Source organism: Pseudarthrobacter sp. S6, assembly GCF_050156575.1.
Taxonomy (GTDB): Bacteria; Actinomycetota; Actinomycetes; order Actinomycetales; family Micrococcaceae; genus Arthrobacter.
The window spans coordinates 3239802-3259986 of the sequence record NZ_CP189581.1 but is presented as its reverse complement, the minus strand read 5'-3'; the positions used below and the strand labels follow the sequence as shown (position 1 = coordinate 3259986).

Genomic DNA, 20185 nt, shown 5'->3' with positions numbered 1-20185 from the left:
GTAAACAATCGTGCCACGGCATAGTGCCCCCTAGCGCCTCGGACCTGTCCGGATCCGCCTGGGAAGCAAATGTTTTTGGCACGGGAGTTTAGGCCTGGTCTGGCAAAATCCAGGCAGGTCAAGAGACACCCCGATCAACCGTTCCGCAAGGCTCATTCCGTAGGAAGATTTTCGGTCTGAGAACCGGCGCGACGCAAGGAGTAAATAGTGATTCAGCAGGAGTCGCGACTCAAGGTCGCCGACAACACGGGTGCTAAGGAAATCCTTACCATTCGCGTTCTCGGTGGATCTGGCCGTCGCTACGCAGGCATTGGCGACGTCATCGTCGCTACCGTCAAGGATGCAATTCCGGGCGGCAACGTAAAGAAGGGCGATGTTGTTAAGGCAGTCATCGTCCGTACCAAGAAGGAACGCCGCCGTGCGGATGGTTCCTACATCAAGTTTGACGAGAACGCAGCTGTGATCCTGAAGGCTGACGGTGACCCCCGCGGTACCCGTATCTTCGGACCGGTTGGTCGTGAACTTCGTGACAAGAAGTTCATGAAGATCGTTTCTCTGGCTCCGGAGGTGCTCTAGTCCATGGCTAAGATCAAAAAGGGTGACCTCGTTCAGGTCATCACTGGCGCCAAGGCTGAGCGCGGCGGCGACAAGGGTAAGCAGGGCAAGGTTCTGCGCGTATTCCCCGAGACCAACCGCTTGTTGGTTGAGGGCATTAACCGCGTAACCAAGCACACCAAGGCCGGTCAGTCGCAGCGCGGCACCAAGACCGGTGGCATCGAGGTCGTAGAAGCTTCGATCCACATCTCCAACGTGGCTCTGGTTGACCCGTCCACCAAGAAGCCCACCCGCGTCGGTTTCCGCACCGAGACCGTTGAGCGCGATGGCGTGAAGCGCGAAGTGCGTGTCCGCGTGGCCAAGAGCTCCGGGAAGGACATCTAATGACTGAGACTCTCGAGACTCCGGCAGCGAAGATCGTTCCTCGTCTGAAGACCAAGTACGCCGATTCCATCAAGAGCACGCTCGTTGAGGAATTCAAGTACAGCAACGTGAACCAGGTTCCCCGCCTGGTGAAGGTCGTTGTGAACATGGGTGTTGGAGATGCTGCTAAGGACTCCAAGCTGATCGACGGCGCTGTCCGCGATCTGACCCTGATCACCGGCCAGAAGCCGCAGGTAACCAAGGCCCGCAAGTCGATCGCTCAGTTTAAGCTGCGCGAAGGCATGCCCATCGGCGCACACGCAACTCTGCGTGGAGACCGCATGTGGGAATTCCTGGATCGTCTGGTCACGCTGGCTCTGCCCCGTATCCGCGACTTCCGCGGCCTCAGTGGCAAGCAGTTCGACGGCAACGGCAACTACACCTTCGGTCTGACCGAGCAGGTTATGTTCCACGAAATCGACCAGGATTCCATCGACCGCGTACGGGGCATGGACATCACGGTTGTAACCACCGCCAAGACCAACGACGAAGGCCGCGCGCTGCTTAAGGCACTCGGTTTCCCGTTCAAGGCCGAAGACTAATCTAACTACGTAACAGGTCCTTCGCTGAAGCTTAATGCGGCAGCGAGGAAACCGTTATGAGGAAGGGCAAGAGCCCAAATGACAATGACTGATCCGGTCGCAGACATGCTTACGCGTCTGCGCAATGCAAACTCGGCGTACCACGATTCCGTGTCCATGCCGTACAGCAAGCTCAAGGCACGCGTTGCGGACATCCTGAAGGCTGAAGGTTACATCGCCTCCTGGAAAGAAGAAGACGCAGAGGTTGGCAAGAAGCTGACCCTGGACCTTAAGTTCGGACCGAACCGCGAGCGTTCAATCGCTGGCGTTCGCCGTATTTCCAAGCCGGGCCTGCGTGTTTACGCAAAGTCCACCAACCTCCCGCACGTGCTCGGTGGCCTGGGTGTCGCAATCCTGTCCACCTCTTCCGGCCTCTTGACTGATAAGCAAGCCGGCAAGAAGGGCGTGGGCGGCGAAGTCCTCGCCTACGTCTGGTAACGGGAAAGGAAGAGAATAATGTCACGTATTGGACGTCTCCCCATCACCGTTCCTGCCGGCGTTGAGGTCAAGGTTGACGGCTCTGTCGTCAGCGTCAAGGGTGCCAAAGGCGAGCTGAACCACACTGTGGCCAGCCCGATCGAGGTTTCCCTGGAAGCAGAGACCCTGACTGTCGCCCGCCCGAACGACGAGCGCGCCTCCCGTTCACTCCACGGCCTGACCCGCACCCTGATCTCCAACATGATCGAGGGCGTTACCAAGGGCTACGAGAAGAAGCTTGAAATCGTTGGTACTGGTTACCGCGTACAGGCCAAGGGATCTGACCTTGAGTTCGCTCTCGGCTACAGCCACCCGGTAAATGTCACCGCACCGGACGGCATCACCTTTGCAGTTGAGACCCCGACCAAGCTCTCTGTTTCAGGTATCAACAAGCAGCAGGTCGGCGAGGTTGCTGCCAACATTCGCAAGCTGCGGAAGCCGGACCCCTACAAGGGCAAGGGCATCCGCTACGCAGGCGAAGTCATCCGCCGCAAGGTCGGAAAGGCTGGTAAGTAACCATGGCCATCTCAATTAACAAGAAGCGAACGAACAAGAGCAAGTCTGCTTCGCGCAGCCGCCGCCAGCTTCGTATCCGCAAGCGCATCTCCGGCACGGCTGTACGTCCTCGTCTGGTCGTCAACCGCTCCGCACGCCACGTATTCGTCCAGGTTGTCGATGACACCAAGGGCCTGACCGTAGCAAGCGCCTCCACACTGGAAGCCGACCTTCGTGCATTCGAAGGCGACAAGACCGCCAAGGCCAAGCGCGTTGGCGAGCTCGTTGCCGCTCGTGCCAAGGCTGCCGGTATCGAAGCTGTTGTCTTCGACCGCGGTGGTAACAAGTACCACGGCCGGATCGCCGCCGTCGCTGACGGTGCACGTGAAGGTGGGCTGTCACTGTGACGGAAGCAAACAAGGAAAAGGACACTGTGTCTGCAGATCAGAAGGCTACTGAAGCCGTAGCTGCTCCGGCCACTGAGACCACTGCGCCCGCAGCTGCTGCCGATGACCGCCGTGGTGGCGCTCGTCGTGGCGGCGAGCGTGGCGACCGTGCTCAGGGCGGTCGCGACGGCGGCCGTGGTGGCCGTGGTGGCCGCGACGGCGGCCGCGAAGCCGAGAAGAGCCAGTTCATTGAACGCGTTGTCACCATCAACCGCGTTTCCAAGGTGGTCAAGGGTGGTCGTCGCTTCAGCTTCACCGCTCTGGTCGTCGTTGGTGACGGTAACGGCATGGTCGGCGTGGGCTACGGCAAGGCTAAGGAAGTTCCCGCCGCAATCGCGAAGGGCGTAGAAGAAGCCAAGAAGTCCTTCTTCCGCGTTCCCCGCATTGGGAACACCATCCCGCACCGCGTTCAGGGTGAGGCCGCTGCCGGCGTCGTAATGCTGCGTCCGGCTTCCGCCGGTACCGGTGTTATTGCCGGTGGTCCGGTCCGCGCCATCTTGGAGTGCGTGGGCATCCACGACATCCTCTCCAAGTCGCTGGGTTCCTCCAACGCCATCAACATCGTTCACGCGACTGTTGCTGCGCTGAAGCAGCTCGAAGAGCCGGCAGCAGTGGCAGCACGCCGCGGCCTGCCGCTGGACGAGGTTGCTCCGCCGGCAATGGTGAAGGCAATCCTGAACCAGAAGGCGGGTGTCTAAGCCATGGCTAAGAACCTGATTCCCTCCGACCTTCAGTTGGAGATCACTCAGATCAAGTCCGCCATTGGCGGCAAGCAGAACCAGCGCGACACCCTTCGGTCCCTCGGCCTGAAGCGGATCGGACACACCGTTGTCCGCACCGCCGACGCCGTGACGGTTGGAATGCTCAACACGGTTCCGCACCTGGTAAAGGTAGAGGAGGCGAAGTAAATGGTAGAGAAAAAGATCGCCGCGGAGACTGCTGAGAAGCAGAACACGCTGAAGGTTCACCACCTGCGTCCCGCCCCGGGTGCCAAGACCGCCAAGACCCGAGTTGGTCGTGGTGAAGGTTCCAAGGGTAAGACCGCTGGTCGCGGTACCAAGGGTACGAAGGCCCGCTACCAGATCAAGGCTGGCTTTGCCGGCGGCCAGTTGCCGCTGCACATGCGCCTGCCGAAGCTGCGCGGCTTCAAGAACCCGTTCCGGGTTGAGTTCCAGGTTGTAAACCTGGACAAGCTCAACGAGCTGTTCCCGGAAGGTGGCGCAGTCACCGTGGAGAACCTGGTCGAAAAGGGTGCCGTTCGCAAGAACCAGCCCGTCAAGGTGCTTGGCACCGGCGACATCACCGTCAAGGTTGACGTCACCGTCCACGCATTCTCGGCCAGCGCCGCGGAAAAGATTGCAGCAGCAGGCGGAAGCACCACCGCGCTCTAGTAGACGGTGGGCGAACGCCCGTTGTGAACTCCCGGTGTGCAAGGCCCTCAGGGCCCTGCACGCCGGGAGTTTTTTCACATCCGCCGGCCGACTATTTCCGCCCGTTCGCCGCAATCGCGGGTTCGCGGATTGTTCGCATGGCCGATCCACCCGTTAGACTCGGTTGTTGGGATTATTGTCCCCCATCACACCACGCTTATAAACAACACAGGAGGACGCTTGCTTAGCGCATTTGGCCGGGCCTTTCGCACGCCTGACCTGCGACGCAAGTTGTTGTTCACGCTGGCAATCATCACAATCTTCCGCTTGGGTGCCTTCATCCCCTCGCCTGGTGTGAACTACCAGAATGTCCAGCAATGCTTGCAGAACGGTCAGAGCGCTGGCGGGCTTTATCAGCTCGTCAACCTGTTCAGCGGCGGTGCCTTGCTTCAGGTGTCCATCTTCGCGCTGGGCATCATGCCGTACATCACGGCCAGCATCATTGTGCAGTTACTTCGGGTGGTCATTCCCCGGTTCCAGGAGCTGTACGAGGAGGGCGCCTCCGGGCAGTCCAAACTCACCCAGTACACGCGGTACCTCACCATTGCCCTGGGCCTGCTGAACGCCACGACGCTGGTATCGCTGGCACGTTCGGGCCAGCTGCTCCCTGGCTGTGCCCTGCCGATCATTCCTGACAACAGCATCATCACCACCATCCTGCTGATCATCACGCTGACCGCCGGTACCGGGCTCATCATGTGGATGGGCGAACTCGTTACCGAAAAGGGTGTGGGTAACGGCATGTCGCTGCTCATCTTCACCTCGATCTCGGCGCAGTTCCCCACCTCGCTCGGTGCCATCTGGAGCTCGCAGGGTCCGGGAACCTTCTTCCTGGTCCTGATCATCGGCCTTGTGACGGTTGCCCTGGTGGTGTTCGTGGAGCAGTCCCAGCGCCGAATCCCGGTGCAGTACGCCAAGCGGATGATCGGACGCCGGACCGTCGGCGGCACCAGCACCTACATCCCCATCAAGGTGAACATGGCAGGCGTGATCCCCGTGATCTTCGCATCGTCCATGCTCTACCTGCCGGGACTGATCTCACAGTTCAATCGGCCCAAAGCGGGCGAAGCTCTCGCGCCGTGGGTTGAGTGGATCAACAACAACCTGACCCGAGGCGACCACCCGATCTATATGGCGCTGTACTTCGCCATGATCGTGTTCTTCACCTACTTCTACGTCGCGATCACCTTCAACCCTGAAGAGGTCTCCGACAACATGAAGAAGTACGGCGGTTTCATCCCGGGTATCCGTGCCGGAAAACCGACCGCGGATTACCTGCAGTACGTGCTCTCCCGGATCACGCTGCCCGGCGCCATGTACTTGGGCTTCGTGGCGCTGATTCCGCTGGTGGCATTGGTACTGATCAACGCGAACCAGAACTTCCCGTTCGGTGGCACCTCGATCCTGATCATGGTGGGCGTTGGCCTTGAAACCGTCAAGCAAATAGATGCACAGCTACAGCAACGTCACTACGAAGGGCTTTTGCGATGACGAAAATGTTGATTATTGGACCCCCCGGTTCCGGAAAAGGAACGCAAGCGGAACGCATTTCCGAGCGCCTCGGCGTCGTGGCGATTTCCACCGGTGATATCTTCCGCGCCAATGTGAAGGGCGAGACTCCTCTTGGCATCGAAGCCAAGAAGTACATGGACGCCGGGGATTTCGTTCCGGACAGCGTCACCAACAAGATGGTGCGCGACCGCCTCAGCGAGCCGGACGTGGAAAACGGCTTCCTCCTGGACGGCTACCCGCGCACCACGGCGCAGGTGGACTACCTGGACGGTATCCTCGCGAACAGCGAAGAAAAGCTCGACGTCGTCCTGCAACTCACAGCCGATGACGAGGAACTCGTCGCTCGCCTGCTGGGCCGTGCCAAGGAAACCGGCCGGAGCGACGACAACGAAGCCGTCATCCGCCACCGCTTGGACCTGTACCACGAGCAGACCGAAGCCGTTGTGGCCAAGTATGCCGAGCGCGGCATCTTGACCCAGGTTGACGGGATCGGCGGCATCGACGAGGTCACCGACCGCGTGATGCAGGCTATCAAGGCAGCCCAGGCCGCCTAAGCCTGGCACACCAGCTTTTCGAGGCTCCTCCCGGCATCCGGGAGGAGCCTCAGCTATTGAGAGGACACACCATGGCCTTCGGCCAGCCCCGTATCGAATACAAGACCAACGCCCAGATGCGCCTCATGCACGACGCCGGGCTGGTGCTGAGCCGCGCGCTCGACGCCGCTGTGGCGGCCGCCGCTCCCGGCGTCACCACCAAGCAGCTGGACGATGTTTTCGCCGCGGTGGTGAACAAGGCTGGAGCCAAGTCGAACTTCCTTGGATACCACGGCTTCCCCGCCACCATCTGCACCTCCGTGAACGAGGAAGTGGTCCACGGCATCCCCGGCGGCAAGGTCCTCAACGACGGCGACATCATCTCGATCGACGGCGGCGCGATTGTTGACGGCTGGCACTCCGACTCTGCACGGACCGTCATTGTGGGCAATGTTGACCCCGAGGACCAGCGGCTTTCCGATGTCACCCAGGCCGCGATGTGGCGCGGCATCGCCGCGCTGGCCACGGGCAGCCACGTGGGCGACATCGGCGCAGCCATCGACGACTACGTCGCGTCCGTGCCGGGCAAGCCGCTGGGCATCCTGGAGGACTATGTGGGCCACGGCATCGGCTCCGAAATGCACATGGCCCCTGATGTCCTGAACTACCGCACCAGCCACCGCGGTCCCAAGATCAAGCCCGGACTGTGCCTCGCCATCGAGCCCATGCTGGTCCGCGGCAGCATTGACACCGCCGTGCTGGAGGACGACTGGACCGTGGTGACCACCGACGGCAAGCGCTCGTGCCAATGGGAGCACTCGGTTGCGGTCCATGAAAAGGGGATCTGGGTACTCTCAGCCCCCGACGGCGGAGCGGAGCACCTGGTGCCGCTCGGCGTCGTGCCTGTTCCGATCCCGTAGGTCCTTCGACGCAGCTTTGCCGTCGACGCGCAAAATCCCTGCCGCTACCTGAATACCGGTAGCGGCAGGGATTTTGCGTATCGCAGGGCACTTAGTGCATCGTCAGGCCTTGAGCTTCGGCTTAACGTCCTTGTTGTAGATTCCCTCGAGTGTGGCCTTCAGCTCGGTCATGGTGGCCTTTACGTCGCCTTCCTGGGTAAGGATCTTGGCGGCAGCCTTGGCCATCTCCTGGTCGGCGCCTGGGAGGAACACGCGGGCGCGGTCCTGCACCTTGGTTACGGCAAGTTGGTCCATGGCGGTCTTGATCTGGGGAGTTCTGGCCAGCACTGCTGTCATGTCGGCGGAGGTGCGGGTCGGCATGTATCCGGTAGCGGCGGAGAATGCTGCCGTGTTTTCAGGCTCGGTCATGAACTTCAGGAACGTTCCCGCGGCGAGCTGTTCCTCCTTGCTGATACCGCTCGGGATGCCCAGGCCGGCGCCGCCTGTGGGGCAAACTCCGGTTTTCGCTTTGGGGCCGCCGGGAAGGAAACCTACGCCAACGTTGAAGGTGGCAGACTTCAGCACCCCGAGCAGGGAACCAGTCGAGGAGATGGTGGAGGAGGTCAGACCGGCCGAGAAATCGTCGGCGGCTTCCTTGGACGAGACCCCCGCCCAGGCGTGCTTATAGATGGAGTCCTGGGCCCACTGCAATGCTTCCACCGATTCGGTCGAATCACAGGTGATCTCCCAGTCCGTTGACCAGCCGCCGCCCCAGCCCCAAAGGTTGTTCTGCAGGGTCCAGCCTGCGTAGCCGGCCAGGGCGGGGTAGATGTAGGCATACTGTGCACCCGAGGCCGCTTTCAACTTCGGGGCCCACTCGCCAAATTCCTGCCACGTTGCGGGCGCCCGGTCCGGCAGGCCTGCGGCCGCAAAGTGGTCCTTGTTGTAGTAGAACAGCGGCGTAGAGCGCCCGTAGGGGAGCGCCCACTGCCTGCCGTCGTACTTGTAATCGTCAACGAGGGATTGTCGGAAATCGTCGACTTTGATGTCCAGCTCCTTGATCAGCCCGTCGACCGGAATGATGCTGCCGTTCGTGAAGTAGCGGAACCACCAGACATCGGACAGGACCACAACAGCGGGCAGCCCCGATTTGGCGGCCTGCGAGGTCTGGAACTTCTGCGCGATTTCCTCGTAGTTCGCACCGGCCGTGACCAGGTTTACTTTGATGTCCGGGTACTTCGCGTGGAATTTTTCGATGATGGATTTCTCGACGTCCTGGGACTTGCCCGGGTGGTTGGACCAGAAATCGATCTTCGCGGCCGGCTTGACGCCGCTGAAATCAATGTCCGCCGCTTTACTTGCTGCCGGGGTGCCGCCCGTGTCAGGGCCCCCGCAGGCGGAAAGCGCGGCCGCACTGGCGGTGACGCCGGCCAGGCCCAGGAAGTGCCGTCGGTCAAGATTCGTGGTCATGATGGTTCCTTTCGGTTGTTGCCTTAAAGGGAATTGCTGCTTCTGGTGGAAGAACGACGGCGGACGCGGGTCAGCCGGTAACGCTGCCTTGGGTGAGGCCGGCAACGATGTAGCGCTGCAGTGCTGCAAAGATCACCAGGATGGGTACGATGACCAGCACAGCGCCGGCCATGAGGATGCCCCAGCCGGAGGCGTTGCTTTCGGAGTTCTGCAGCAGCGTCAGGCCGACCGGCAGGGTCATGGTTTCCGGACGGTCCGTGATGATGAGCGGCCAGATGTATTCGTTCCATTCACTGACAACCGTCACCAGCGCCACTGTGGCAATGGAAGGAACTGAGACAGGGACCACGATCTGCCACAGGCGGCGCCAGTGACCTGCGCCGTCAATCTCGGCGGATTCCAGGATCGACGCTGGCAGGGTCAGGAAGTGTTGCCGAAGGAGGAACGTTCCGAATGCGGTTCCCAGTCCTGGGAGGATGATGCCCCAGAGAGTATTTTTGCCGCCCATGCCGGCAATCAGAATGTAGTTGGGCAGGATGGATACCTGCGGCGGCACCATCAGGGCCACAAGAATCAGTATGAAGATGGCGTTTTTGAACGGGAAGCGGACAAACACCAGCGCATAAGCGGTCAGGATGGCCAGTAACACCTTGACGGTGGCGCCAACCACGGTCACGATCGTGCTGTTGATGAAGAACTGGGCGAACGGCACGGTGGTCATGGCGATGTTGTAGTTCTCCACGTTGACGCTGTTCGGAAGAATCTGCAGGTCCGTGGTGATGATTTCACCAGGCTGTTTGAGGGAACTCAGGATCATCCACAGCAGGGGCAGGAAAACCACCATCGTGGCAACAACGAGCGGAATGTACCCGCCGAGAATTGTCTGGAGCAGGTTCCGGGCCGAGAACGGACGCTCCCGGGGCACGAATGCTTCAGGATGGACCAGCGGGGGAGCGCTCGGGTCGGGGTTGACCGGCGACAGGGAACTCATGAGTAGTGCACCTTTCGTTCCACGAAGCGGAGTTGGAGCAGGGTGACAACCAGCAGGATGGCAAACAGGACCACGGAAATCGAGGCGGAGTATCCGGCCCTGTTGAAGGCCCCGAATGCCTGCAGGTAGGCCTCGTAGATCAGGGTGCTGGTGCCAGTCCCGAGCGGCGTCATTATCCGGATCAGGTCGAAGGCCTGAAGGGAGCTCAGCATGCTGGTGATGAGCAGGAAAAAGGTGGTGGGTGACAGCAGCGGGATCGACATACTGACGAAGCGCCTGAATCCGTTCGCCCCATCGAGCGAGGCGGCTTCCATAACGTCCTGGGGCAGTGACTGCAGGCCGGCAAGGTACACCACGGCGCAGTATCCGAGGTTTTTCCAGATGTAGACGAGGATGACCATCACCAGGGAAAGCTGCGGGTCATTGATCCACTGCGGGCTCTGCTGTCCCAGACCGCGGAGGATCCAGGCCAGCACACCGTAGCCGGGATCGAAAATGAACAGCCAGACCAGGCCCACCCCCACGCCGGACAACACGTACGGGGCGAAAACAGCCGACCTAGCGAACGTTGTGCCGCGGACCTTGAAGTTCAGCGCCAGAGCTATGAGCAGGCCTAGGATCATGGAACCGCCCACTGTCACCAGGGTGAACACTGCCGTGGTGCCGAGCACTTTGGTAGCGTCGTTGCTGCTGAAGAAGGTGACGTAGTTGTCCAGTCCCACCACCGTTGCCGATGCCGAACCCAGGGTCCAGTCAAGGGTCGAGTAGTAGATATTGCTGATGAGCGGGCGGTAGGTAAACACGGCAATGAGTACGAGGTTTGGGAGTGCCAGCGCCAGGAACACGAAGAAGTCCCGCCGGGCCCGACCGGACCAGTGCCTCGGGCGTCGCCGCATTGGCGGGCCAGGAGGGCCCGGCGGCTCTGTGGAAAGTGTGGAGGCGAGTTGACGAGTCATGAGGGTCTCCAACGGATCGGGGCCCGCACTAGGCGGGCCTTGCGGGCAGGGGATCTAGCCATACTTCACCACACGGACGGTGAGCAGAATCCCGCATAAGCCCTCGCCAGAGGATTGTTGTTGGAGGCTTCATCGCCCATTAACGCCGTGTTTCCAGCAGTATTGCACAATGTTTGTTTGAGGCGCCGGAGCGCCGTTCTGCGATGGAGCACAATGGAGCCCATGGGAGCCATAACTGACGTTCCGGGGATTCGGGTAGGACACCAGCAGAAGACCGGCGACGGCTGGCTGACGGGCGTAAGCGTGGTTCTGCCGCCGCCGGGGACAGTCGGTTCCGTGGACGTCCGCGGCGGGGGCCCGGGTACGCATGAGACTGACGCGCTGGACCCCACCACGCTGGTGTCCACCGTGGACGCTGTGGTCCTCACCGGCGGCAGTGCCTACGGGCTCGTCTCCGCCCACGGTGCGCAGAGCTGGTGCGAAGAGAACGGCCGGGGCTTCGCCGTCCCCGGGGGAGTGGTGCCGATCGTCCCCGCCGCCGCCATCTTCGACTTGGGCAGGGGCGGCGACTTCTCTGCGCGCCCGACGCCGGACATGGGCTACGCAGCAACTGTTGCGGCCGCTGCCGAAAAGGACGGGCACGACGTCGGACGCGGCAGTGTGGGCGCCGGCACCGGAGCTCTTATTGGCCGGGGACAGTTCAAGGGCGGAGTGGGTACCGCATCGGTCACGCTCGAGAACGGCGTGGTTGTGGGGGCGCTGGCCGTGGTCAACGCCCTTGGCTTTCCGGTGTCGGACGGGCGGCAGGAGCCGCAACCCTCCGCGCGCTCGGTCGTTCCTCCCCACGAGCCCCCTAACCTCGCAAGCTCGGCCAGGGAACCCGGCTCGCGTGGGCCCACCTTAGACGCGCCGACAGCGTTGAATACGACATTGGTGGTTGTTGCGACTAATGCTGTCTTGGACCCCGCCGAATGCAAGCGGACTGCTTCCGCCGCGCATGCGGGCTTGGCTCGGGCGCTGAACCCTTCGCACACGCTGGCCGACGGGGATACTGTGTTCTGCCTCGCCACTGGCGAGGTGGCGCTGGACCGCAGCACTGAAACTGCCCGGCAGGTGAGTCTCATTTCCCTGCAGAGCGCGGCAGCCGACGTCGTACGCTTGGCGATCCTGGACGGGATTGTGTAACTCGGCATTTTTTGGTAACTGAGTACAGATGTAGTAACGTTGTTTGTTGGTTGTCTGCCCAGCTGTGCCCTGTTTGGGGCCGGAGGCGGTCACCGATCCAACAAAAACGTTCGTGGTCATGTCCGGTGCAATCCGGCAGGGCTGCGGCAACAACAGTTAGCGGAGGGTATGGCCAAGAAGGACGGGGTCATTGAGATCGAAGGCGTTGTGACTGAGGCGCTGCCTAACGCGATGTTTCGCGTTGAGCTGACCAACAAGCACATCGTACTCGCGCACATCTCAGGCAAGATGCGCCAGCACTACATCAGGATTCTCCCAGAGGACCGGGTAGTGGTGGAACTGAGCCCTTATGACCTCACTCGGGGTCGTATCGTCTACCGCTACAAGTAAATTCTGGGCGGCCTCAGCGTGAGCTGAAGGTTGCACCAGTTGACCAACTGCCACACGCAAAGGAACGCCATGAAGGTCAAGCCGAGCGTCAAGCAGATCTGCGAAAAGTGCAAAGTGATCCGCCGTAATGGCCGGGTCATGGTGATCTGCGAGAACCCGCGCCACAAGCAGCGCCAGGGCTAATTTCCCTCCCGAGGGAAATCCTGGGTTGCTAACCCACGCAAGTAAATAAAAGGCAGCACAAGCTGAACTGGGACGTATGAGCCCGGACAGCTAACCCCCGGTCGGAGGCTGGGGCCGCACAGAACGTGCGGGTGTACTGCCTACGACCTCCGGTTTATTCAAGGAGCACTGCCACTATGGCTCGTCTCGCTGGCGTAGACATTCCCCGCGAAAAGCGGTTGGAAATTGCGCTTACTTACATCTACGGCGTGGGCAAGACCCGTGCACACGAAACCCTGGCTGCCACTGGCATCAGCGCTGACGTCCGCGTTAAGGACCTCACCGATACCCAGTTGGTAGAACTTCGTGACTACATTGAAGGCAACTACAAGGTTGAGGGTGACCTTCGCCGCGAAGTAGCAGCTGATATCCGCCGCAAGGTTGAAATCGGCAGCTACGAAGGTATTCGCCACCGTAAGGGCCTGCCAGTGCGCGGACAGCGTACGAAGACGAACGCACGTACCCGTAAGGGTCCGAAGCGCACCGTTGCAGGCAAGAAGAAGGCTCGTTAAGTCCCATTTGCCCCCTAAAATCGCTGGCGCGATTTTAGGTAACCCGGCAAATGAGGGAATAGCGGATCTTTCCCCCAATAACTTTCTGTAGGAGAAAAAATGCCCCCGAAGACTCGTGGCGCGGTTCGCAAGCCGCGTAAGAAGGACAAAAAGAATATCGCGCTGGGCCAGGCGCACATCAAGAGCACTTTTAACAACACCATCGTGTCCATCACGGACCCGAACGGCGCTGTTATCTCTTGGGCTTCCTCAGGTGAGGTTGGCTTCAAGGGCTCACGCAAGTCCACCCCGTTCGCAGCCCAGATGGCTGCCGAAGCTGCTGCCAAGCGTGCGCAGGAGCACGGCATGCGCAAGGTTGACGTTTTCGTCAAGGGACCGGGTTCAGGCCGCGAGACCGCAATCCGCTCGCTGCAGGCCGCTGGCCTGGAGGTTGGCTCCATCCAGGACGTCACCCCCGCAGCGCACAACGGCTGCCGTCCGCCGAAGCGCCGCCGCGTCTAAGGCTTTTCCAGCAGCTTGAGCTTGCCCGGACCGTCAATGGTCCGGGCAAGCCCAGCCGCGTTAAGTCTTCAGACCAAATTTCCACCACCTGTGTTGCGTCATATAGCGGATGCTCGCCGAAAGGAAACCTAAGTGCTCATTGCACAGCGCCCCACCCTCTCCGAAGAGGTCGTCTCCGATAACCGCTCGCGTTTCATCATTGAACCGCTGGAACCGGGCTTCGGCTACACCCTAGGAAACTCCCTCCGCCGTACCCTGCTCTCCTCCATCCCCGGTGCCGCTGTAACCAGCATCCGGATCGATGGCGTGCTGCACGAGTTCACCACGGTTCCGGGTGTCAAGGAAGATGTCACTGAGATCATCCTGAACATCAAGAGCCTCTCGGTTTCCTCCGAGCACGACGAGCCGGTTGTGGCTTACCTGCGCAAGCAGGGCCCCGGAGTCGTCACCGCCGCGGACATCGCTCCGCCGGCCGGCGTCGAATTCCACAACCCGGATCTGCACATTGCCACGCTGAACTCGAAGGGCAAGTTCGAACTCGAACTGACCATCGAGCGCGGCCGCGGCTACGTTTCGGCAGCTCAGAACAAGTCCGGCGACTCCGAGATCGGCCGTATCCCGGTCGACTCGATCTACTCGCCGGTCCTGAAGGTTACTTTCCGCGTGGAAGCAACCCGTGTTGAGCAGCGCACCGACTTCGACAAGCTCATTGTCGACGTCGAGACCAAGCAGGCCATCGCCCCGCGCGATGCTGTTGCTTCCGCAGGTACCACCCTGGTGGAACTCTTCGGTCTGGCCCGCGAGCTGAACACCGCAGCTGAAGGTATCGAGATTGGCCCGTCGCCGACGGATGCTGCCCTGGCAGCAGACATGGCACTGCCGATCGAGGATCTGGACCTCACCGTCCGTTCCTACAACTGCCTCAAGCGTGAGGGCATCCACACCGTGGGTGAACTCGTTGCACGCTCCGAGGCTGACCTCATGGACATCCGTAACTTCGGTGCGAAGTCCATTGACGAGGTCAAGGCAAAGCTGGTTGAACTGGGCCTGTCCCTCAAGGACTCGCCTCCCGGTTTTGACCTCGCAGCACGCGCCGCAGCAATTGAAGAGGACGACGCCGCCTTCGGCGACGACGAACTCTAACAAACAGATCTTGGCCGGCTGGCTGGATGCACCACGGTGTGCGCAGACAACTGGCTTCCATATGAGGAGAAACTATTATGCCTACCCCCGCTAAGGGTCCGCGCCTCGGAGGCGGAGCGGCTCACGAGCGTCTTATGCTCGCGAACCTGTCCGCCGCACTGTTCGAGCACAAGCGGATCACCACCACGGTGACCAAGGCCAAGCGACTGAAGCCCTACGCCGAGCGTCTGGTGACTTTCGCCAAGCGTGGCGACCTGGCTTCCCGCCGCCGTGTACTCGGCCTGATCAGCAACAAGGGCATCGTCCACGAGCTGTTCACCGATATTGCACAGGCAGTGGAGAACCGCAACGGCGGCTACACCCGCATCACCAAGATCGGCAACCGTAAGGGCGACAACGCTCCCATGGCTGTCATCGAACTGGTTCTCGAGCCGGTTTCCGCCAAGCAGGCCGTTGTGGCCGTGGCTACCCAGGCCGCCGCTAAGGCTGCTCCGGTTGCTGAGCCTGTCGAAACCGAAGCTGCCGAGACCGAAGCTGCTGAAGCCAAGTACGCAGGCTCCAAGCCTGCTACGGCTGACAACGTTGCCCCTGAGGGCTTCGAGGTCAAGGGCAACGAGGACTCCATGAAGTACCACGTTCCCGGCTCACGCTGGTACGACGCCACGGTTGCTGAAGTCTGGTTCGACTCTGCTGAGTCCGCCGCAGCCGCAGGTTTCGTGCCTGCCGGTGGCGACGCTGCACAGGCCGTCGAAGCTGAGTAATCAGGCTCTGACGCTCCAGTAGACTTATGTCTATGAACGACCAAAAACCCGCTGCCCCCGTTTTAGGGGGCGGCGGGTTTTTGCGTGTCCGGTTTGATTTATCGTACGACGGCGGCCCCTTCAACGGGTGGGCAGTGCAGCCGGGATTGCGGACAGTCCAGGGCATCCTGGAAGAGGCCCTGGCGTTGTTGATCCGCCGGCCCATCCGGGTCACCGTGGCGGGACGTACCGACGCCGGTGTGCACGCCCGCGGCCAGGTGGTCCACCTGGACCTGACCGAGGCCGAGTGGCTGAAACTGCCGCGCGGGCACGAACTGGATCCCGCCGTCGCGTTCCTTCGGCGGATTCGTGGCGCCCTCAGCAGGGGGTTGGGAGACCTGAGCGGGGCTATCGAGGTCCACCTGGTGTCCTTGGCGCCCGTGGGGTTCGATGCCAGGTTCTCTGCACTCTGGCGGCGCTACAGCTACCGCATCGCGGACGGACCTGCCCTGTGGGATCCGCTCGAACGGTACTTCACGCTCTGGCACCAAAGCCCGCTGGACGTAGACCTGCTGAACGTGGGTGCCATGCAGTTGCTGGGGCTGCAGAACTTCCTGTCCTACTGCAAGCCGCGGGAGGGTGCCACCACCGTCCGTGAGCTGCAGCGCTTCGAGTTCCACCGCAGTGAAGACGGCGTCATTGTGGCCACCGTCCAGGCAGACGCCTTCTGCCACAACATGGTTCGCTCGCTGGTTGGCTCAGCCCTGTTCGTGGGCGAGGGCATCGAGGAGCCGGGCTGGCTTCATGAGCGGCTGCTGGCCAAAAAGCGGGATGCCAAGTCCGTCCTGGCTGCACCGCACCCGCTGGTCTTGGAAGAAGTGGCCTACCCGTCCGACGACGAGATGCTGGCCCGGGCTGAGCTGACGCGGGCTGTGCGCAAGCATTGAGCTCCGGTGGTTGAGCTCCGACCCATCGACGGGCTCAATCACCGTGGCCGAGCTCAACCACCGGATTCAACGGGCAGGGTCATGGTGAACGTGCTGCCGCCGCCCAGGGCACTGGCGCAGGCGATGGCCCCGCCGTGGCGTTCGAGGATGGTCTTGGTGATGGCCAGGCCCAGCCCGGCTCCGGGAATGGCCGCGTCCCGGGCAGACTCGGCGCGGAAGAACCGGCTGAAGACCTTGGCCGCGTCCTCCGGTGCCATGCCCATCCCGGTGTCCTGAATAACCAACTTGACCCAGTCTTCGGTGCCGGCCGCGCTGATGGTCACGGTGCCGCCGTCGGGGGAGTACTTGATGGCGTTCGACACGAGATTGTCCAGTGCCTGGCCGATCCGGAGCGGGTCGGCGTAGGCCCAGAGCGGGGAGGGCACATCGGCCACCAGCGCCACATCTGCTCGCTCCGCCTGCGCCTGCGCCGAGCCGATGCTGGTCTCCACCAGGCCGGAAATGTCGGTGCGTTTCGGGTGGACGTTCAGGGCGGCGGAGGCCTCGAGCGTCAGGTCCGAGACCAGCGCAAGCAGCCGTTCGGAGTTGCGCTGGACCACTTCCAGCCGCTGGACCGTAACGTCGGGAAGTCCGTCGCTGTCCTCGAGCACCAGGTCGATGTTGCCGAGGATCGAATTCAGCGGCGACCGGAATTCGTGGGAGACGTTCGAGACCAGTTCCTCGTTCGCGGCCATGGCTTCAACCAGCCCCGTGACGTCGTTGTAGACGACCACCGCTCCGGTGAGGCGGCCGGCGTCGTCCATTAACGGCCTGGCGGCGGTGGACACCGCGCGCGGCTGCGGGGCATCGCCGATCCAGACGAGATAGTCCGCAAATGATTCACCCTCGATGGCACGCCGGAGCGGACGCTTGTCCGGCGGCAGGGGAGTCACTTTGTCCTGGGCGAAGACCCGCTGTTCGCTGTGGTCGGCAGGCTCGACGCCGGCGGGTGCAGCGGTCTGCTGCCAACGCCTCATCATATTGTTTGCCAGCAGTTGGTTACCGTTCGAATCGACGGCAATAATGCCGACGTCGGTGGCATCCAGGATGGTCACCAGGAGCTTCTCGCGTTCCCGGCTCGCGGCGAGCAGCTCCCGCAGATCCTGGCCCATGGCTTGTAGCTCGCGCTGCTGGACGCGCATATTGACGCTGGCGAAGCGGATTGCGAGAGAAACAGCAAGCATCACCAGAGGGAAAAGGACAAGTGGAGTAAGGTCCGTTGCCGTGAGGTTGGGCAACTTCGGAGCTGTTGATGGAACCATGATCAGGAGCGGACCCACAGCGCTCAGTACAAGGCTGGTCCGGACCAGCATCCCGGAAGCAGCGAGCCAGATCACCGGAAAAACCACCAGGATTGCCAGTCCAGGCAGGAGCGGCGCGGCGCCGTTGCGTAGGAGTCCTACGGCGAGAAGGTCCAGCTCCAGGACTCCGGACATAGCGTTTTAATTGCTGGGTGACGTTTCTTTGTTTTTGATCTCGAATCGGAGGATCCGGTCCGTGCCGGGATACCGGGTTTCGGTGGCGGTGAGGTGGGTGCAGAGCTCCCCGATCGCGGTGGTTGCCCGTCGGGTGGGGAGCGGGTCCAGGCGGATGGTGAGGTAGCCGTCAACGCGGGGATCGATGTCCCCGCTGCCGGTGAGGGCTTGCCTGATCAGGGCGTGGGCTTCGTCCTCGCCTCGGGCGTAGCCGGTGTTGGTCCGGACCTCGCGGGCCAGGGCGGTCGCGGTGTTGAACGCGGCCATCCGGATCGCGTGGCTGAGGAGTTTCGTTTCGGTTTCCAGGACCTGTTGTCCCGCGGCTATCTCCCCGAGGGGTACCCGGGCCGGGATCTCCCGGTGGGCTGCCTGGGCGGTCTCGAGAGCGGTTTCGGCGGTCAGCAGGTCCGCGGTGATCTTGTTATGCATGGTGTTGGTGATCAGGACCGTGGACGTGCCCGGCGGTGGTGTCCGGGCCGCGAGCATCGCCGCATCGGTATCGGCCAGGGTCTTCTCATACCGGGTTTTCGTGGCCAGGACCTGCTGGTAGGACTTGCGTTTGGCCGGGTTTGGTACTGAGCGTTCCGGATCGTCATCGCTGGATGTGTAGGCGTCGTGTGAGTCCAGGGCGAACCGGATTCTGGCGTAGCGGAAATAGTTTTCCTGCCGCCATCTCGCGGCCATCCGGTAGATGATCTCCCCGGCGGGCATGGCGGTGTTGGTGGTGAGGATGTGAATCTGCCGCATCCCGCCGCCGGGAGTGTTGACCCGGCGGCTGATCTGGCGCATCGCAAAGACCTCCCCGGTGGTGCCGATGGGGACCTCCACCTTGGTGTCGGCGGCTTCCCAGGTCCGGACCTGTCCGTGGGCGTCGGTGTGGCTGACCTCGGTAAACAAGGAGGCGTCGATGTCCTCGGTGGGGCCTTTACGCCAGGTCAGCACATCAAAACCTGCTGAGCTCATGTGTTGGAAGAGGGCTGGGGACCAGCCGCCGCGGTCGAACCCGACCAGCACCCGGCGCTCATCGCCGATGATGGTGCGCGGTCTGGGCAGGAGCCGGCGCAGTTCCCCGGTCAGCGCGGCCCCGGGTTCGGCCATGACCACCAGCACTGGGGCGCCGGCAGCGTCCGCGACCCAGGTTTCCTCGGTTGCCGGGACCGGGAACTTCAACCTGGTGGAGTGGGCCTTCCCGATCTTCCTCGTGCCTTGGTAGGCGCGGACGTGCCCGTCGACGTAGAGCACAGCGGCCAGATCCGAGCTGTCGCCGTGACTGCCGTTGAGGTGTCTGGCAGCCATTGCGGTGAGCAGGTCCCCGGCTTTTCCCTTGGTGGCGAGGGCGGCGGTTTTCCGGCGGAGGGTCTTCACTTCCGGGGCCCGGTCCAGGCCCAGTACCCTGCCCAGCGCTGCCGGGTCGATCCGGGTGATCCCCTCGGCGCGTGGTTCCCCGGCCAACGCCTGGAACACGGCGCCGGTGAGGATGGTCTCCAACCCGTAGAACCCGTTCGGCAAAGCCCCGAAGGTCTCTTTCGAGCACTCCAGCAGGCCGGTGCGCTCGAGGGCGGGCAGTGCCAGGAACAGCCCGGCCAACGGCACCCTTGCCGCCGGGACGAACACCGGTGCCGCGCACCCGATCAACCCGGACCGGGCCCAAGCCCGCTCCCCGGAACGGTCCACCGGTGCCGGCAGTACCGGCAGTGGCTCCTGGAGGGGCTTCGCTTCCGGCCGGGGCGGCTGCGCAGCAGGAGGCCCTTCCGGGGCAGTGGTTTCCATGGCCAGGGTGCGGCGGACGCTGAATTCGGAGACGCCCACAGCTGTTCCAACCGCGCGCAGGGACAATCCCGTCGCACGCAGGGAACGGATCTGGGACATCACAGCTTCCGTCAGCCGGCTGGGCCCTTTCGGGCCGGACTTTTCAGGGGCCAAGCCCAACACCCCGGCCGCGCTCAGGTCTTGGCGCCACCGCCATAACGTGCCCGGATCCACCCCGAACGCGGCAGCCACCTCAGCGACCGAACCGGCTTTAATATCCGCCAGTTTCGCCGCCGCGAACCGTCGGGACACTGAGTCCCCGGCATCCCACCCGTAGGAGAGCTCACCGTGGACGAAAACCCGGCCGCCGTCCTTGTCTTCGACCAGCGACGCAGCGGCGCCTATCAGGACAGCGCCGGCGTCCATAGATGCCGGAAGGGGCAGTTGAGCAGTCATCGCACCCATCTTCCCACCCCTCTCATCACGACATCTTTTCTTGTCTAGATTTTATCGC

The 20185-nt window shown here is 62.2% G+C and carries 25 protein-coding genes; 20 read left to right on the top strand and 5 right to left on the bottom strand.

Annotated elements, in window-relative coordinates:
* Positions 1 to 207: 207 nt before the first annotated feature.
* The 12 genes from rplN (at position 208) to map (ending at position 7372) form a co-directional block, all read left to right on the top strand.
* On the top strand, positions 208 to 576 hold the full coding sequence (gene rplN, locus ACQCS0_RS15535; protein WP_024366126.1) for a 50S ribosomal protein L14: 369 nt from the start codon (positions 208 to 210) through the stop codon (positions 574 to 576).
* Between the two features lie 3 nt (positions 577 to 579).
* A complete protein-coding gene (rplX, locus tag ACQCS0_RS15530) occupies positions 580 to 939 on the top strand; it encodes a 50S ribosomal protein L24 (protein ID WP_185261221.1) in 360 nt (119 codons plus the stop codon).
* Positions 939 to 1520 carry a 50S ribosomal protein L5 gene (gene rplE / locus ACQCS0_RS15525; protein ID WP_185261220.1) on the top strand — a complete coding sequence of 194 codons (582 nt, stop codon included), beginning with the start codon at positions 939 to 941 and terminating at the stop codon, positions 1518 to 1520. Before rplX ends, rplE begins: the two co-directional genes overlap by 1 nt.
* A 78-nt stretch (positions 1521 to 1598) precedes the next feature.
* A complete protein-coding gene (rpsH, locus tag ACQCS0_RS15520; protein ID WP_056344363.1) occupies positions 1599 to 1997 on the top strand; it encodes a 30S ribosomal protein S8 in 399 nt (132 codons plus the stop codon).
* Positions 1998 to 2015: 18 nt separating this feature from the next.
* Complete coding sequence (gene rplF / locus ACQCS0_RS15515; RefSeq protein WP_056344361.1) at positions 2016 to 2552, top strand: 50S ribosomal protein L6; 537 nt, start codon at positions 2016 to 2018, stop codon at positions 2550 to 2552.
* 2 nt (positions 2553 to 2554) lie between these two features.
* Positions 2555 to 2938: a 50S ribosomal protein L18 gene (gene rplR, locus ACQCS0_RS15510; protein ID WP_056344358.1), complete on the top strand. Its 384-nt coding sequence runs from the start codon at positions 2555 to 2557 to the stop codon at positions 2936 to 2938.
* Positions 2935 to 3675 carry a 30S ribosomal protein S5 gene (rpsE, locus tag ACQCS0_RS15505; protein WP_056344356.1) on the top strand — a complete coding sequence of 247 codons (741 nt, stop codon included), beginning with the start codon at positions 2935 to 2937 and terminating at the stop codon, positions 3673 to 3675. The genes rplR and rpsE overlap by 4 nt, the downstream gene beginning before the upstream one ends.
* Positions 3676 to 3678: 3 nt before the next feature.
* The gene (gene rpmD, locus ACQCS0_RS15500) at positions 3679 to 3885 is read left to right on the top strand and encodes a 50S ribosomal protein L30 (RefSeq protein ID WP_056344352.1); all 207 of its coding nucleotides are present in this window, start codon (positions 3679 to 3681) and stop codon (positions 3883 to 3885) included.
* Entirely contained in the window at positions 3886 to 4368 is a 483-nt protein-coding gene (gene rplO / locus ACQCS0_RS15495) for a 50S ribosomal protein L15 (protein ID WP_354153316.1), read from the top strand.
* 219 nt (positions 4369 to 4587) lie between these two features.
* The gene (gene secY / locus ACQCS0_RS15490) at positions 4588 to 5898 is read left to right on the top strand and encodes a preprotein translocase subunit SecY (RefSeq protein WP_354153317.1); all 1311 of its coding nucleotides are present in this window, start codon (positions 4588 to 4590) and stop codon (positions 5896 to 5898) included.
* Positions 5899 to 5903: 5 nt separating this feature from the next.
* The gene (locus ACQCS0_RS15485) at positions 5904 to 6473 is read left to right on the top strand and encodes an adenylate kinase (RefSeq protein ID WP_185263815.1); all 570 of its coding nucleotides are present in this window, start codon (positions 5904 to 5906) and stop codon (positions 6471 to 6473) included.
* Between the two features lie 71 nt (positions 6474 to 6544).
* On the top strand, positions 6545 to 7372 hold the full coding sequence (gene map / locus ACQCS0_RS15480) for a type I methionyl aminopeptidase (protein ID WP_426938709.1): 828 nt from the start codon (positions 6545 to 6547) through the stop codon (positions 7370 to 7372).
* A 102-nt stretch (positions 7373 to 7474) separates the two neighbouring features.
* Here map and ACQCS0_RS15475 read toward each other — a convergent pair whose 3' ends face one another.
* The 3 genes from ACQCS0_RS15475 to ACQCS0_RS15465 all read right to left on the bottom strand — a co-directional run bounded on the left by ACQCS0_RS15475 (position 7475) and on the right by ACQCS0_RS15465 (position 10768).
* Positions 7475 to 8821 (bottom strand): ABC transporter substrate-binding protein, encoded by a 1347-nt coding sequence (locus ACQCS0_RS15475; protein WP_354153319.1) that lies wholly within the window; start codon positions 8819 to 8821, stop codon positions 7475 to 7477.
* Between the two features lie 70 nt (positions 8822 to 8891).
* A complete protein-coding gene (locus ACQCS0_RS15470) occupies positions 8892 to 9812 on the bottom strand; it encodes a carbohydrate ABC transporter permease (protein WP_354153320.1) in 921 nt (306 codons plus the stop codon).
* On the bottom strand, positions 9809 to 10768 hold the full coding sequence (locus tag ACQCS0_RS15465; RefSeq protein WP_426939840.1) for a carbohydrate ABC transporter permease: 960 nt from the start codon (positions 10766 to 10768) through the stop codon (positions 9809 to 9811). Before ACQCS0_RS15465 ends, ACQCS0_RS15470 begins: the two co-directional genes overlap by 4 nt.
* A 222-nt stretch (positions 10769 to 10990) precedes the next feature.
* Between ACQCS0_RS15465 and ACQCS0_RS15460 the strand changes: the two genes are divergently transcribed.
* The 8 genes from ACQCS0_RS15460 to ACQCS0_RS15425 all read left to right on the top strand — a co-directional run bounded on the left by ACQCS0_RS15460 (position 10991) and on the right by ACQCS0_RS15425 (position 16408).
* Positions 10991 to 11953 carry a P1 family peptidase gene (locus tag ACQCS0_RS15460; RefSeq protein ID WP_354153322.1) on the top strand — a complete coding sequence of 321 codons (963 nt, stop codon included), beginning with the start codon at positions 10991 to 10993 and terminating at the stop codon, positions 11951 to 11953.
* Positions 11954 to 12121: 168 nt separating this feature from the next.
* Positions 12122 to 12343 (top strand): translation initiation factor IF-1, encoded by a 222-nt coding sequence (gene infA / locus ACQCS0_RS15455; RefSeq protein WP_009358723.1) that lies wholly within the window; start codon positions 12122 to 12124, stop codon positions 12341 to 12343.
* Positions 12344 to 12412: 69 nt separating this feature from the next.
* Complete coding sequence (rpmJ, locus tag ACQCS0_RS15450) at positions 12413 to 12526, top strand: 50S ribosomal protein L36 (RefSeq protein WP_009358722.1); 114 nt, start codon at positions 12413 to 12415, stop codon at positions 12524 to 12526.
* 176 nt (positions 12527 to 12702) lie between these two features.
* Positions 12703 to 13077 carry a 30S ribosomal protein S13 gene (rpsM, locus tag ACQCS0_RS15445; RefSeq protein WP_066293239.1) on the top strand — a complete coding sequence of 125 codons (375 nt, stop codon included), beginning with the start codon at positions 12703 to 12705 and terminating at the stop codon, positions 13075 to 13077.
* A gap of 99 nt (positions 13078 to 13176) precedes the next feature.
* Positions 13177 to 13578: a 30S ribosomal protein S11 gene (gene rpsK, locus ACQCS0_RS15440; protein WP_018769149.1), complete on the top strand. Its 402-nt coding sequence runs from the start codon at positions 13177 to 13179 to the stop codon at positions 13576 to 13578.
* Positions 13579 to 13710: 132 nt separating this feature from the next.
* Entirely contained in the window at positions 13711 to 14721 is a 1011-nt protein-coding gene (locus ACQCS0_RS15435) for a DNA-directed RNA polymerase subunit alpha (RefSeq protein WP_056344331.1), read from the top strand.
* A gap of 77 nt (positions 14722 to 14798) precedes the next feature.
* A complete protein-coding gene (gene rplQ / locus ACQCS0_RS15430) occupies positions 14799 to 15482 on the top strand; it encodes a 50S ribosomal protein L17 (protein WP_426939839.1) in 684 nt (227 codons plus the stop codon).
* 32 nt (positions 15483 to 15514) lie between these two features.
* Positions 15515 to 16408: a tRNA pseudouridine synthase A gene (locus ACQCS0_RS15425; protein WP_354153323.1), complete on the top strand. Its 894-nt coding sequence runs from the start codon at positions 15515 to 15517 to the stop codon at positions 16406 to 16408.
* 53 nt (positions 16409 to 16461) lie between these two features.
* On the opposite strand, the gene ACQCS0_RS15420 is transcribed toward ACQCS0_RS15425, so the two are convergent.
* Positions 16462 to 17883 (bottom strand): sensor histidine kinase, encoded by a 1422-nt coding sequence (locus ACQCS0_RS15420; protein WP_426939838.1) that lies wholly within the window; start codon positions 17881 to 17883, stop codon positions 16462 to 16464.
* Between the two features lie 6 nt (positions 17884 to 17889).
* Positions 17890 to 20127, bottom strand: a complete 2238-nt coding sequence (locus ACQCS0_RS15415; protein ID WP_354224733.1) for a putative transposase — start codon at positions 20125 to 20127, stop codon at positions 17890 to 17892.
* Positions 20128 to 20185: the final 58 nt, after the last annotated feature.

Bases quoted from the DNA above. Each gene is read 5' to 3' on its own strand.
- rplX (WP_185261221.1), top strand. From the start codon at position 580: ATGGCTAAGATCAAAAAGGGTGACCTCGTTCAGGTCATCACTGGCGCC.
- rplE (WP_185261220.1), top strand. From the start codon at position 939: ATGACTGAGACTCTCGAGACTCCGGCAGCGAAGATCGTTCCTCGTCTG.
- rpsH (WP_056344363.1), top strand. From the start codon at position 1,599: ATGACAATGACTGATCCGGTCGCAGACATGCTTACGCGTCTGCGCAAT.
- rplF (WP_056344361.1), top strand. From the start codon at position 2,016: ATGTCACGTATTGGACGTCTCCCCATCACCGTTCCTGCCGGCGTTGAG.
- rplR (WP_056344358.1), top strand. From the start codon at position 2,555: ATGGCCATCTCAATTAACAAGAAGCGAACGAACAAGAGCAAGTCTGCT.
- rpmD (WP_056344352.1), top strand. From the start codon at position 3,679: ATGGCTAAGAACCTGATTCCCTCCGACCTTCAGTTGGAGATCACTCAG.
- rplO (WP_354153316.1), top strand. From the start codon at position 3,886: ATGGTAGAGAAAAAGATCGCCGCGGAGACTGCTGAGAAGCAGAACACG.
- ACQCS0_RS15485 (WP_185263815.1), top strand. From the start codon at position 5,904: ATGTTGATTATTGGACCCCCCGGTTCCGGAAAAGGAACGCAAGCGGAA.
- map (WP_426938709.1), top strand. From the start codon at position 6,545: ATGGCCTTCGGCCAGCCCCGTATCGAATACAAGACCAACGCCCAGATG.
- ACQCS0_RS15475 (WP_354153319.1), bottom strand. From the start codon at position 8,821: ATGACCACGAATCTTGACCGACGGCACTTCCTGGGCCTGGCCGGCGTC.
- ACQCS0_RS15470 (WP_354153320.1), bottom strand. From the start codon at position 9,812: ATGAGTTCCCTGTCGCCGGTCAACCCCGACCCGAGCGCTCCCCCGCTG.
- ACQCS0_RS15465 (WP_426939840.1), bottom strand. From the start codon at position 10,768: ATGACTCGTCAACTCGCCTCCACACTTTCCACAGAGCCGCCGGGCCCT.
- ACQCS0_RS15460 (WP_354153322.1), top strand. From the start codon at position 10,991: ATGGGAGCCATAACTGACGTTCCGGGGATTCGGGTAGGACACCAGCAG.
- infA (WP_009358723.1), top strand. From the start codon at position 12,122: ATGGCCAAGAAGGACGGGGTCATTGAGATCGAAGGCGTTGTGACTGAG.
- rpmJ (WP_009358722.1), top strand. From the start codon at position 12,413: ATGAAGGTCAAGCCGAGCGTCAAGCAGATCTGCGAAAAGTGCAAAGTG.
- rpsM (WP_066293239.1), top strand. From the start codon at position 12,703: ATGGCTCGTCTCGCTGGCGTAGACATTCCCCGCGAAAAGCGGTTGGAA.
- rpsK (WP_018769149.1), top strand. From the start codon at position 13,177: ATGCCCCCGAAGACTCGTGGCGCGGTTCGCAAGCCGCGTAAGAAGGAC.
- rplQ (WP_426939839.1), top strand. From the start codon at position 14,799: ATGCCTACCCCCGCTAAGGGTCCGCGCCTCGGAGGCGGAGCGGCTCAC.
- ACQCS0_RS15425 (WP_354153323.1), top strand. From the start codon at position 15,515: ATGAACGACCAAAAACCCGCTGCCCCCGTTTTAGGGGGCGGCGGGTTT.
- ACQCS0_RS15420 (WP_426939838.1), bottom strand. From the start codon at position 17,883: ATGTCCGGAGTCCTGGAGCTGGACCTTCTCGCCGTAGGACTCCTACGC.
- ACQCS0_RS15415 (WP_354224733.1), bottom strand. From the start codon at position 20,127: ATGACTGCTCAACTGCCCCTTCCGGCATCTATGGACGCCGGCGCTGTC.